Annotated in this window: 10 protein-coding genes; all 10 read right to left on the bottom strand. The window is 32.3% G+C overall.

Annotation, left to right across the window (positions count from 1 at the left end):
• Window positions 1–78 precede the first annotated feature (78 nt).
• On the bottom strand, window positions 79–2,898 hold the full coding sequence (locus H574_RS0106565; protein ID WP_081653186.1) for a helix-turn-helix and ligand-binding sensor domain-containing protein: 2,820 nt from the start codon (window positions 2,896–2,898) through the stop codon (window positions 79–81).
• 237 nt (window positions 2,899–3,135) lie between these two features.
• On the bottom strand, window positions 3,136–3,777 hold the full coding sequence (locus H574_RS0106560) for a DUF6266 family protein (protein WP_027879807.1): 642 nt from the start codon (window positions 3,775–3,777) through the stop codon (window positions 3,136–3,138).
• 104 nt (window positions 3,778–3,881) lie between these two features.
• Window positions 3,882–4,445, bottom strand: coding sequence for a DUF6943 family protein (locus H574_RS0106555; protein ID WP_240471258.1), 564 nt, complete (start codon window positions 4,443–4,445; stop codon window positions 3,882–3,884).
• Window positions 4,446–5,452: 1,007 nt separating this feature from the next.
• Entirely contained in the window at window positions 5,453–5,947 is a 495-nt protein-coding gene (locus H574_RS0106550) for a heavy-metal-associated domain-containing protein (RefSeq protein ID WP_027879805.1), read from the bottom strand.
• Between the two features lie 32 nt (window positions 5,948–5,979).
• Window positions 5,980–7,758, bottom strand: a complete 1,779-nt coding sequence (locus tag H574_RS0106545) for an efflux RND transporter periplasmic adaptor subunit (protein ID WP_027879804.1) — start codon at window positions 7,756–7,758, stop codon at window positions 5,980–5,982.
• Window positions 7,748–8,230, bottom strand: a complete 483-nt coding sequence (locus tag H574_RS0106540) for a DUF305 domain-containing protein (protein WP_027879803.1) — start codon at window positions 8,228–8,230, stop codon at window positions 7,748–7,750. The genes H574_RS0106545 and H574_RS0106540 overlap by 11 nt, the downstream gene beginning before the upstream one ends.
• A 26-nt stretch (window positions 8,231–8,256) precedes the next feature.
• Window positions 8,257–9,048: a cation efflux transmembrane domain-containing protein gene (locus H574_RS0106535; RefSeq protein ID WP_027879802.1), complete on the bottom strand. Its 792-nt coding sequence runs from the start codon at window positions 9,046–9,048 to the stop codon at window positions 8,257–8,259.
• Window positions 9,049–9,052: 4 nt separating this feature from the next.
• Window positions 9,053–11,548, bottom strand: a complete 2,496-nt coding sequence (locus tag H574_RS0106530) for a heavy metal translocating P-type ATPase (RefSeq protein WP_027879801.1) — start codon at window positions 11,546–11,548, stop codon at window positions 9,053–9,055.
• 63 nt (window positions 11,549–11,611) lie between these two features.
• A complete protein-coding gene (locus tag H574_RS0106525; RefSeq protein WP_027879800.1) occupies window positions 11,612–12,067 on the bottom strand; it encodes a heme-binding domain-containing protein in 456 nt (151 codons plus the stop codon).
• The gene (locus tag H574_RS0106520; protein ID WP_027879799.1) at window positions 12,068–12,670 is read right to left on the bottom strand and encodes a DUF3347 domain-containing protein; all 603 of its coding nucleotides are present in this window, start codon (window positions 12,668–12,670) and stop codon (window positions 12,068–12,070) included.
• Between the last annotated feature and the right edge of the window lie 15 nt (window positions 12,671–12,685).

Genomic DNA, 12,685 nt, shown 5'->3' with positions numbered 1-12,685 from the left:
TTCTAGTAAATGAAACTTTTAAAAAAAAACGACCTTTGTAGTGGTATTGTATAGGTTATTTTAACACTTGTAGTGTTTTTATAACTCTAATATATAGTCGGTTAAATTAGTTTTATGGGGTAAATCCATCTTTTTACGCAAACGATATCGTTTAACCTCTACACTTCTTGGAGAGATGTTTAATAGAGGTGCTATTTCTTTTGATGATAAATTAAGACGTAAATATGCGCAAAGTCTTAAATCGTTAGAGGTAAGTTTGGGATGTATAGATTTTATCTTTTTTAAGAAATCTTTGTCTGCATTATTAAAAGCTTCTTCAAAAAGTTTCCAGTCATCCTTGTTATTTATGTTTTTATCAATTATTTTAATAACAGGTTTTAGATTTGAGTCTTCAACTTTTTCTGATAATTCTTTTTTTATAGTATTTAAAAATTCGTTCTTTTTTATCAGACTCATTGTAGATACAGCTAACTCTCTATTTTTACTTTCAATTTCATTTTTAAGCTTTTCGTTATTAAGCTTCATTAAATGTTGCTTATTTTCTAAATCTTTTAATTCTAGCTCTCGCTGTGTCTTTAGAAGTAGTTTTGCTTTTTGTTTTTTATAATATAATTTGTAAAAATAGTTGACTAACAGGACTATAATTATTCCTAAAATAAAGTACACAACAATCATAGAAGAAGATAAATACCATGGTTTTTCAATGCTAAAACTATATACAACAGCGTCTTCTACATTTTTATCTCCTACTCTTGCTTTTACTTTAAATATGTAATCTCCTGGTGGTAAATTTTTATAAGACACATTTGATTGATTACTCCAATCACTCCAATTTTCGTAAAACCCTTCAAGTTTGGTAGCATATTCAGCTTCTAAATACTTATCATATTCTGCTATACTGTAACTAAACTCTAAATTGTTTTGTTTGTTCTTAAATAGACCGTTTTCTGATATGTTTATAAGTTTTGTTTGACCTGAAAGAGGATTCAGTTTAATTTCATTTATATGAACAGTGTAAGCTCTAGCTTCAAATTTTGATATATCAAGTATTTTATAACCTCTTGAGGTTCCTAAAATAAATTTGCTAGCAGATATGCTAGAAACACTTTCGTAACCCGAAATATTGTCTCTTAATGTATTAGATAAAGGAATAAATGTAATATCTGGATCATTACTTAATTTACCAGGCTTAATATAATTTATGCCTTTTTGTGTAAATATCCATAACGTGTTTGTTTTTGAATCTGAAACAAGTTTACCTGATGCATAACCTTGTTTTTTAAATAGATTTGAAAGAATGGTATCCTTTTTTAGATTAAAATTTTCTTGATCTGATACAAAAACACCTTTTTTTGATGCATAGTAAATCTTATTATTATGTTTTGCTACTGAAGAAAACAAACCATTACCTAAAAAATTTAATTTTTGAACTTTTGATATTGAACTAAAGTCCTTTTTGATATCAATTTTAAATACGCCTTTATACTCATGGTTTACCAAAACTTGATTATTATTGATAAAAACCAAAAACCTAGACGAGTTATTAAATCCATTAATTTTGTTTCTAAAAACCCATTTTCCGTTTTGTTTTTCAAGAACATTTAATCCATTATAATTACCTTGTAATAGTAGGTTTGGATGGTTTTTTACAGTTAAAATATCCCAAGTACCATCAATGTCTGCAATGCGTCTTGCTATATTATCTTCAATTATAAAAGTACCTCTGTTATGTCCACAAAACAATTGATTATCAATCACTTTTAAACACCAAACTTGACCTTTTGTATTTTCTACAAATGTTAAATCATGACTTTTTTCATCTTTGTAAAATAATCCTTGATTTGTTCCTAGATATAGTCTGTTTCTATATACTACAGAAGTATAAACAGTACCTAAACCTCCTTTATTATCATTAAAAATTAAGAAAGGAGAATCAATATTTATACAACTTACACCATTGTCCATTCCTAACCACAAATTTTTGTCTACATCTTCAAATACAGACAAAATTGTGTTATTACCCAATCCGTTTTCTTGTTTAATTGTATTTACTATTTCTCCATTTGTATTTAATTGAATAATTCCGTTAGATATTGTACCTACAATAATACTATTGTCATTAAGCATTAAACTACTGTAAACAGAAAATGAATCTAATACATCAGAAAATTTTGTTATTTGATTACCTTTTAACTGATAAATACCTTTATTCTGGGTGATTACTATAAAATGTTCTTCAATAGGAAAAAAACCTACTACAATATCATTTATAATTTCTGGAGCATTAGAAATTAATTTAGGTTTACTATTCTCAAAAGCAAATAATCCTTTTGTTTTATCCTGAAAATAAATAGCATTTTTGACTTTAAACATTTTTAATATAGACTCTTCAGAATCTATAATATTGAAAGTTTTATCTAATGTATTATAAATATAAATCCTGTCTAAGGATTGAAACAAAAGCCAATTACCTAAACTTTCAATATTCCAAAACTGTTCATCTTCTAATAGTTTCTTTTTAATTTTTGAAGATAAAGAGGTGTATTGCAAATCTCCTATTTGTGTTTTTTGCCAATACCCAAACTCCATATAACAACCTGTATATATTTTGTCTCCTAAAACATGTACAGATCTAATTACAGTTTCGTTAGGTGAATTATATAAATTCCAATTAGCACCATTAAACTCTAATAATCCTTTGGAATTAGCTACATAAATATATTTATCTGAAGATTGAGATATATCCCAATTTTGATTTGATGCGTTGTATTGCTTAGGTGAAAAATATTGTATAGGTGGTAAGTTTTGAGACTTAAGCACAAAAAAAGCAAACAAAAAACCAATAGTAATAAGGCTTTGCTTGTTATTAACCAAACATCTTAAAATACAGTTTTGCATATGACAATATACAAAATGTATGGTTAATTATTAAAATTTAGATGTACACTTACTATTTACCGATACAATATATAACTAACCCTGTATTCATTGGTAATACTGCATATGGGCAACAAATAGCATACAAAAAACATATAAAAAGAGAAGATTAGCAACAACTATTAATAAATAGAGCAACAAATATAGCATAAAAAAAACCGCTCGATTAGAGCGGTTTCCAAACAAAAACACCAAGCATTAATTAGCTGTTCCAGAGCCTAAATAAATACTGTTTGATACTTGACTACCATCAGCAGTAATAAACGCCATAAATAGCTCTACTGTATCTCCTGCATAAGTTGTTGGGATTGGAACAATTTGAGAACCAACAGTTCTGTCGGCTCCATCAAGTAAAGAAATAGATTCCTTTTTTGAGGGGTTGTAAATCAATAACATTGACTTGTCAGTAGCATTTGCATTACCTTCAGCAGAGTTATCATCCCAATCAAAGGTAACTTCTCCAGCAGTTGCTAAATCAGTCGTTGGGTTTAACGCACCAGATAAACCTCCTCGACTTACTAAAGCGTTCGGATAGTCAACAACAAAGTTAGGTTCAGTACCTGTAATCGCATTATTCAACACATACGACATCGCAGCATTAAATTCTGTTTTCTTAACAGCTAACCCTTTATAACCTAACTTAATAAAAGGCTTTACAGCCTGTAAAAATTCTAAAGTGGCAGTAAACTTGGTTCTTTGGTTTACTTGACCAACAGTTCTTGGATTGGCTACACTTGAAGGTTTAATTCTAATGTAATCAATTCCTTTCCAGCTTCCACCGATAACGTTTCCAACCTTACCTGAAAGCCCTCCTAAAATACCTTGAGCAATTTTACCCATAACATAAATAATTTTAATGAAACATAATTTTCTTCGGACTTGGTACGGACTTGACACGAAGTTGTACCTACCGATGAAATATAAGTCAACTATTGTGCACTTAATTAGATAAAGGTTTTGTTGCTTTCGATTGCTTCTTTTTGCATTTTAGAAAATAAACTTTGAATGTATGATACTTTCAAATCTGCCATTTTTGAAATGACTTTTTGAAGTTCGGCTTCTTTTTTACTAATCGCTGACACTATATTAATATGCTTTTGCAATTGAAATTCATTATTTATTAATGATATAAAACTATTTTTTAGAGTATTTCTGCAATCATCTATTGAAATAAACGGAATAACACTTCCTTTTAAATGGTAAGCGTAAAAACCGCCTATTTGTAACATCATAGATAAGTTAAAAAGTGTGTGTTTTACCTCTTCTGTTGTAGTAGTGACAACGAAACAGTTAGCACAGGATTTTAAGAGTGGTTTTCCGCTGTTTAGCCCTTTGTTTAGTATAAAAAAATGAGGGTTTGAGTAAGCTTTTCCGACTTGGTGTGTTTTTAGTTCAAAAGTTGACATAGCTATCCAATTTAAAATTGCTTCGCTACGCTTCGCGCCATTATTTTTTTTTGAAAAGAAAAAAGATAGCCATAGTTGTTGTGGCGTGGGTAAGGCTGTCAAGGTTTTTGGATAAAAGTTTTTTTATTGAATGACTAAATCAAAAAAAAAGGTATTGAAAAAAGTTTTATTCAAAACCCGTAGGGCTTGACCTTTATAGCCTTGTGCGGTTGGCAGAGGTAGCCACATATATTTGCCATCTTTTTTTATTTTAATATTTCAAATTGGTTTAAACTTGATTGAAATTGCCTTTAACTTTTCTGGGGAATTAACACTTAAAAAAATAGGTTGCATTTTGTTATTAAGTGTTGGATGAAGCGTTTGTATGGGTAGCGTTTTAAATAGTTGTTTGATAAAACAGCATTTAAACAAGCTACTTATACAGGACTTTTAGACAATAGCTAATTGCTTTTTTTGAGGCACGAGAAAAAGCAATATGCTATGGGGTATTACTACACTTTATAAACCTATTTTTTTATAACCGCTGACTTGGGTGGTGGGGAAAAGTGGACTTTTATATTTGTTAACGAAATGAAACAAACAAAGACTTGAGGTAAGGAATACTTGGACTTAACGATGGTTTTGTGCAGCTTGAATGAGGTAACGAATATTATTATCAATTAACGGAAACCTTAAAATGTTCAAATGTTTAATGTTAGTTCAAAATGTGGTTTAATGTACGGAAGTGCGCGTTGGAATAGCGGATATTTTACATAATACCAGTTATAGCTACGAAAATATAAGAATACTGCGTTAGCAAACCTTTGAAAGGATTTTTGCTACTATAACTTGTATTATGTAACATAGCTTGGGTGAGTTTAGGGTTTTATGATAAAATAATAACAGAATAGCTTTTTGCAGTTTGGTTTGATTTTATGAAAACCAAAGCTGTAATATGCTATTACCTTAAAGACGAAAAAAACGCTAAACTTGTTTGGTGAGCGGAACAACACAAAAGACAGAGGATTTTGAGCTTTCGTCAGGCTCAAGACAAGGCAAGCGAAAAAACTGGGTTTTGGGTTGTGGGGAATAAAAAAAGAGCCTTCCGAAAAAGACTCTTTCATTTTTGTTTAATGGTCGTGATTTGAATGGTCATCACTTTCTTCTTCACCAGATTGATTCATCATCATTTCGTGGTCGTATTGACAACAACCTGGTAAATTTTTATAGGCGTCTTCATCACCTGCTACTTTCTCGGTATCGTAACCTGAAGCTGCAATTGCTTTGTGAATCGCCATTACATCTGTTTTTGTATCATCAAAAGACACATCAATTTTCTTTTTATCGACATCCCAATTAGCACTTGCTACACCTTCAACACCGTTAGCTGCTTTTTCGATAGTGTTTTTACACATTCCGCAATTTCCTCTTACACCAAAAGACAGGTCTGTCATTGCCATATCTTTTGACATTTCAGTAGTTGTGGTTTCTGTTTCTTTTTTGGTTTCGTTTTTACAACTTGTTAAACCTAATGCTGCTATTACAGCTACACTTAAAATTACTTTTTTACTCACGTCGATTACATTTTTGTTTTTGTGTTCGTGATTTTTCTTTGAAAAATTCATTGTTTAAAATTTAATTGTTATTACTTGATTTATTATTCTATTACTTGTTTTACTTCACCACAGGTTAGCATTGCATCACCAAAATATGGATTGATTACTTTTTCTTCTTTGCTCAACCAAAACGCACCATTATTGTTATCTGCCATTGGACAAAATTCTACATAGACCTTTTCATTGACACCAAATAGTTGTACAGCATTGATTAGATGTGATGATAAATGTTTAAAATGGTCTCTTTGTGATTTTATATCGGACGTTTCAGAAATTGAAGTTGCAGAAGATTTTATTTCGCCTTCTAATGACATCCAATGGTTATGCGCCTTATTATCTGACAACAATTTCATATCTACTTTGTTCAATTTATTTAATAAAGTTGTTGCGTTTGCTGAAGTACTTATTGAATCTTCTTTTACTAAAGCATCTTTTAAATTGATATACGCATTGTAAACACTATTTAACTGTTGTTGAAATTTCTCTGATACTTCCAAACGCTCATTCATATTAGTGTGGTCACTTTCTTTGTTAGATGCATTGTTATCCATACCTAAATGACCTTCGTGTCCAGTCATTACTTTACCACCATCTTTATTCATCATAGACTTTTTGCCTTGTAATTGTGCTGCTGCATCAACTGTAAATGTTCCGTTAGTCACTATTTCATTTCCAACAAATAAACCTTCTACAACTTCATATTCATTACCAATTTGATTGCCTAATTTAATTTCACGCATTTCAAAAAGAGGTTGGTCTGGATTTGTTTTAAGGTACACCACAGAACGTTCACCTGTCCATAATACAGAAGATGCAGGAATTGATAATACTTCATCATTTTTAGCTGTACTGCCTTCAATATTTGCGGTTACAAACATTCCTGGTTTAAATACATCGTCCTTATTGCTTAAAACAACACGTAAGGTTACAGTTCTTGTTTTCGTGTTTAAAACTGGGTCAATGAAATCAACTTTACCTTTAAACTCTTTATTAGGATAAGCATTGGTTGTTATCATCACTTCCTGTCCTTTTTTAAAGCGGTCAATCTGATTTTCATACACATCAAAGTTTCCCCAAACTGTGTTGAGATTGGCAATTTTTAATAAGGGTTGTCCTTGTTTGATGTAATCGCCTTGCTCTACCAATTTTTCTGTAACAGTACCCGAAACGGTTGCATAAACAGGAAAGTTTTCTTTTACTTTTCCTGTTTCTTCAATCTGGTTGATTTGATTTTCAGAGAGCTTCCATAATTTCAATTTATTACGGACTGCTTTGTATAAAGCAGGTTGTGATTCTTTTAAAGATGCTGCTGTAATTAATTCTTGTTGTGCTGCATAGAGTTCTGGCGAATAAATGGTTGCCAATAATTGACCTTTACGAACTTCTTCGCCTGTAAAACTCACATTCAAACGTTCAATTCTTCCAGCGAAATAACTTACCTGTACTGCATTGGCTTCTTCGTTTTCAGCAATTTTACCAGATAACTTTATGGTGTTGCCTTCAACATTTCCCTTGCCTACAACAGTTGTTTGAATATTGGCTAATGCCATCGCATTTTCTGTTAGTTTAAATTGGTCTGCCATTAAGCCATCACTTCCGCTTTCCGCAGGAATTAAATCCATACCACAAATGGGGCAGTCGCCTGGCTCTGGTTGCATAATCTGTGGATGCATAGAACACGTCCACATTTGATTGGTTGCTGCAACCGCATCGTGATTATGGTCTATTTCTTCATTTGTCGAGCCACCAAAAAGCAACCAACCCAATAACACACCTACTACGAGTATGCCAATATATATGACTATTTTATTATTTTTCATTCTCTAATCGTTTTATCATTGCTTTCATTTCTTCTATTTCTTTACGTTGTGCTTTTATAATGTCTTCTGCTAATTTTTTAACTTCTGGGTCTTGAATATCTGCTCTCTCACTTGTTAAAATAGCGATAGAATGATGTGGTATCATTGCTTTCATCCAAAGGACATCACCAATAATGGGTGCTTGTGTTCTTACCAACCCTAATGCACCAACAAACAGAATGAAACTACTTGCGAGTATTGCGATATTCTTCTTTTTATCATTATACATTTTTCGCATAAAAAACCACATTATTACTGCCATTGTTGAAATCCCTAAACACGTCATATAGAATCGTGTTAAACTAAACCATACGTGGTCTATGGAATAGGTGTTTAAATACATTGTGATGTACATTGCTACAAATGAGCAAGCCAACATTATAAAGAAGGTTTTGTAATTTCCTTTGTTTGAGTGTTTTTTTGAATTTTCCATAATTTTTGATTTTATAGTTAAACTTTTTACTTACTTAATTTTAATATCCTGAATGCACCTTGTATCACCAATCCAAATACAATGATTCCTATAATTAAATCTGGAATACCAGAATGCAGCCAATTGACTAAAACGCCTGCTGTAATTACGCCAAGATTTATTATAATATCGTTAGAGGTAAAAATCATACTGGCACGCATATGTGCTTCTTGACTTTTAGATTTTTGTAAGAGGTACAAGCAAATGCCATTTGCAATCAAAGCAAATACTGAAACTATAATCATTGTTGAAAATACAGGTAAAGCTTCATAGCCTAAAAATCTACGTATTACCTCAACGATTCCGATAATTGCAAGTGTTATCTGAAAATAGCCTGCATATTTTGCAATCCGTTTCTTTTTTAAAACTGTACCACCAACCGCTATTAAACTCAATCCGTAAACAAATGAATCTGCCAACATATCTAAACTATCAGCAACTAATCCCATTGATTTTGAAATAAGTCCTGTACTCATTTCGATAATAAAAAATGCAAAATTGATGATTAGAACTGTCCACAACAGTTTGGATTGACTCCTTGTAGATTCAGTAATAATTGTGTCTGTATCTTCTGAACTGATTAAACTTTCATTTAATTTTAATTCATTTAAGGCATTACCAATTTCATTTACATTTGAATTATGATATAGTGTTAAGATTCTTTCTTCTAAATTAAAATCAAGTTGTTTGATACCATCTATATCAGATAGCTTCATCTTAATTAGATTTTCTTCAGAAGGACAATCCATTTTTGATATTTTGAAAACTGTTTTCTGCATATAATTAAATGTTTTTTGTTCTTAATCGTAATGCGTTACCTATTACCGAAACCGAACTAAAACTCATTGCTAAAGCTGCTATCATTGGCGAGAGTAGTATTCCGAAGAATGGAAACAACACACCTGCTGCAATAGGTACACCTAAAGTGTTGTAGATAAGTGCAAAAAATAGGTTTTGCTTAATGTTCTTCATTACAGCATTACTTAAATTTTTTGCTTTTACAATACCGTGTAAATCGCCTTTTACTAAAGTTATCATAGCACTTTCTATCGCTACGTCTGTTCCAGTTCCCATAGCAATACCGACATCACTTTTAGCCAATGCTGGTGCATCGTTAATACCATCACCTGCCATAGCAACTACTTTTCCGTTTTCTTGTAATTTTTCTACTTCTTTGAGTTTGTCCTCTGGTAACATACTGGCTTTAAAATCTGCAAGATTTAGTTCTGATGCTACTGCTTGTGCTGTATCGTGATTATCACCTGTCAGCATTATTACATCAATCCCTTTATCTTGAAGTGCTTTAATGGCTTTAGCACTTGTTTCTTTTATCTTATCGCCTATAACTACATATCCAACGACGGTTTCATCTATTGACAAATAAGAAACTGTTTTACCCTGTTCTTGGTAAGATTTAGCTTCGTCTTTCATTTTAGAAGTAATATCCGCTTTAGCATATTCCATCATTTTAGGATTACCTAATGCTACATTTTTTCCATCAATTTTAGCTTCAACACCTTTTCCTGTAACAGCACTAAAATCTTCGGACTTTAAAATTTCTGCGTTGTGTTCTTTGCCATATTTAACTGTCGCTTCTGCCAAAGGATGTTCGCTATTGGTATTTAATGACACGATGTATTGTAACACTTCTTTTTCGCTTAAAGCATCATTAAAAGCTCCAACGGTTTCAACTGTTGGTTTTCCTTCGGTAATTGTTCCTGTCTTGTCAACGATAAGCGTATTTACCTTATCCATTTTTTCAAGAGCTTCAGCATTTTTAATCAATACACCATTTTGAGCACCTTTACCCACACCAACCATTACAGACATTGGTGTTGCTAAACCTAAAGCACAAGGACAAGCAATGATTAGTACTGCAATTGCATTGACAAACGCATACACATAAACTGGTTCTGGTCCCCAAATAGACCATACAATAAATGTGATAATAGAAATAAGAACTACAACTGGCACAAAATAACCTGAAACTTTATCTGCTAAATTTTGAATAGGTGCACGACTTCTACTGGCATCATTAACCATATGAATGATTTGTGATAAAAGCGTGTCACTTCCTACTTTTTCAGCTTTCATTAAAAAGGTTTGATTCCCATTAATTGTTCCGCTACTTACTTTATCTTCTTGAGTTTTGTTTACAGGAATAGGTTCTCCTGTAATCATAGATTCGTCAATAGTTGTTTCGCCTTCAGTTATCACACCATCCACAGGAATTTTATCTCCTGGTTTCACTTTTAGAATATCATTTAATTCTATCTCGTCAATACTGACCTCAACTTCTTCACCATCAACTATTTTTATGGCTTTATTAGGTGCTAACTTTAGTAACTCTTTTACTGCCGAATTGGTTTTACTATGTGCACGAGCTTCTAACAATTGACCTAAAAGCACTAACGTTAGAATAACTGTTGCTGCTTCAAAATAGACGTGAACTGCGCCTGATTCAGTTTTAAATTGTTCAGGAAATACATCTGGAAACAACATCCCAAATACACTAAATAACCAAGCCACACCTGCACCGATTCCAATAAGTGTAAACATATTGAGATTCCACGTTTTTATGCTTCTATAAGCACGCTCAAAGAACATCCACGTAGCGTAAAAGACAACTGGAATGGATAAAACAAACTGAATCCAATTCCAATTTTTTTGTTCCATTATATCGTACAACGGATTGTTATTGAGCATTTCGCTCATAGCCATTAAAAAAATTGGTAAGGTGAATGCGGTTGCAATCCAAAACTTCTTTAAAAGTTTTTTATACGTTTTTTCCTCTGCTGAACTATCTGCTTCCATTGGTACTAAATCCATCCCACAAATAGGACACGAACCTGCTTCGTCTTTAATGATTTCTGGATGCATAGGACACGTCCATTGTTCTGCTGAAGTTGTGGATAGATTTTGTTCTTCCACCAAATCCATTCCGCAAACAGGACAATCACCTGGTTTGTTATAGATTTTATCGCCTTCGCAATGCATAGGACAATAAAATGTGCCTGTACCTTTAGGTTGCTTTTCCTTTTTAGCTTCTGAATGCTGATGGTGTTCACCTTGTTTATGAATGCTATATTTACCACCATCCTTTTTTAAGGCTTCTTGAAATGTTTCTATGGGAATATGTGATTCCATTTCTATGGTAGCTTCTGCCTTTTCTAAATCGACGGTTGCTTTTGAAACGCCTTCTACTTTAGAAAGTGTTTCCTCAACGTGACTGCGACAACCGTTGCAGGTCATTCCGTGTATGTGATATGTGTGTTTCATTGAATTTATTTTTTCTCTTCTTTAAAGAAAAATGAACTAATCCATTCTACTTATATCAGAATTTTAATTTAAACTATCTTTAATTTGTTTCATATAACCAATTATAAGTTCTTTTTCACCTGTCGATAAAAGGGCATTTTTGTGAATTAGCGTATAAGACCAAAGGGGCATTTCGCCATTTTCAATTTGATTGATGATGGATTTTAGTTTACTGTTTTTTCTTCTATTTGAATAATCATCCCATTCATTAAAATTTAATTCTGCCTTGCCTTCTTTGATATGGTCTTCAAGAAACCAGGCTACCGGTTGCACCTTATTGTACCAAGGATATATTGTATTGTTACTGTGGCAATCATAGCAAGAGACTTGTAATTTGTTCTTGATATCATTTGGGACATCATTTACCAACATAAAGTCGGTTTTTGGAACAACTTCACTTTGGTTGCGCGTTGTGGGGATAAATTGAATCCCCACAAACGCCACCAACAACACTATTGCTATGATTTTTAAAATCTTCATTTAGTTAATTTCCTTTTGGACTTTTCCACAGTTCAACATCTTGCTTCCATAATAGGGATTCTTAATATCCTTGCTCATACTTAACCAAGCTGAACCACCATCGTACATTGGACAAAATTGCTCATATAGTTTTACTTGTGTTCCTGTAATAGCTACCATATCAGTAATATCCTTACTTAAAACTTTAAAGTGCTCACGTTGATGTGCTATTGGACTTTCTGAAATATGTTCTGCGTGTTCCGTAGCATCTTCGATAATGTCCTTTAATTCTGATTGCTGGGCATCTGTAAATTTTGAAATGTCAAGCTTTCCTAATGACGTTGCGAGGGTTGCACCCAATTCTTTAGCTTTGGCATTATCATCTACCACTAAGGCATCCTTTAAGTTGAAATAGTCATTTAATATTGTTTGAGAATTTATATCTCCATTCATTGCCATTTTCTTTTTCTTACCATCGTGATGACCATCGCTATTGTCGTGATTCATTTCTGTATTATGACCTTCATCGTTGTTATGTTCTTTTTTTGCGTCTTTACAAGACATTGTTGTTAGGCTTATAAAAGCCATTACCATAATTGTTGTTACTAATTTTACTTTTTTCATTTTGACTTACTTTTA

It is taken from the genome of Mesoflavibacter zeaxanthinifaciens DSM 18436 (assembly GCF_000422365.1).
In the GTDB taxonomy this organism is placed as follows: Bacteria; Bacteroidota; Bacteroidia; order Flavobacteriales; family Flavobacteriaceae; genus Mesoflavibacter; species Mesoflavibacter zeaxanthinifaciens.
The sequence above is the reverse complement of the archived record's forward strand: the minus strand, read 5'-3'. Positions and strand labels throughout refer to the sequence as shown.

What these genes read in the sequence shown, in the direction of transcription:
- H574_RS0106550 (WP_027879805.1), bottom strand. Translation starts at nt 5,947, where the DNA reads ATGAATTTTTCAAAGAAAAATCACGAACACAAAAACAAAAATGTAATC.
- H574_RS0106520 (WP_027879799.1), bottom strand. Translation starts at nt 12,670, where the DNA reads ATGAAAAAAGTAAAATTAGTAACAACAATTATGGTAATGGCTTTTATA.
- H574_RS0106565 (WP_081653186.1), bottom strand. Translation starts at nt 2,898, where the DNA reads ATGCAAAACTGTATTTTAAGATGTTTGGTTAATAACAAGCAAAGCCTT.
- H574_RS0106535 (WP_027879802.1), bottom strand. Translation starts at nt 9,048, where the DNA reads ATGCAGAAAACAGTTTTCAAAATATCAAAAATGGATTGTCCTTCTGAA.
- H574_RS0106540 (WP_027879803.1), bottom strand. Translation starts at nt 8,230, where the DNA reads ATGGAAAATTCAAAAAAACACTCAAACAAAGGAAATTACAAAACCTTC.
- H574_RS0106525 (WP_027879800.1), bottom strand. Translation starts at nt 12,067, where the DNA reads ATGAAGATTTTAAAAATCATAGCAATAGTGTTGTTGGTGGCGTTTGTG.
- H574_RS0106560 (WP_027879807.1), bottom strand. Translation starts at nt 3,777, where the DNA reads ATGGGTAAAATTGCTCAAGGTATTTTAGGAGGGCTTTCAGGTAAGGTT.
- H574_RS0106530 (WP_027879801.1), bottom strand. Translation starts at nt 11,548, where the DNA reads ATGAAACACACATATCACATACACGGAATGACCTGCAACGGTTGTCGC.
- H574_RS0106545 (WP_027879804.1), bottom strand. Translation starts at nt 7,758, where the DNA reads ATGAAAAATAATAAAATAGTCATATATATTGGCATACTCGTAGTAGGT.